Annotated in this window: 1 pseudogene; it reads right to left on the bottom strand. The window is 78.5% G+C overall.

The window, feature by feature from the left end:
* Positions 1-302: pseudogene (locus ACLBXP_RS25670) on the bottom strand (hypothetical protein); the annotation flags it as partial.

Genomic DNA, 302 nt, shown 5'->3' with positions numbered 1-302 from the left:
CTCGCCGCCGCGGGGTCCTGCATCGACCAGCCGACGAGTGCCCGCGCGGCCCGCAGGTGGCGTCCCGGCACCGCCTGCTCCAGCCCCTGGCGCAGCGCGCCGGACACCGCACCGCCCGCCACCGCGGGGGCGGCCTCGGCCGGCCCGTTGACGATGATCCAGTCCCGGGTGCGGCCCTGCTCGCGCACCGGCACGTAGTAGGCGCGCAGCCGGCGGGCGCCGCCCCCCGCCAGGACGATGCTCGGCGTCACGACGAAGGGCCTGTCGGCGGCGATCAGGGCGCCGAACGTGTCGTGCCAGTG

The sequence above is a fragment of the Methylobacterium sp. A54F genome (assembly GCF_053346035.1).
The sequence above is the reverse complement of the archived record's forward strand: the minus strand, read 5'-3'. Positions and strand labels throughout refer to the sequence as shown.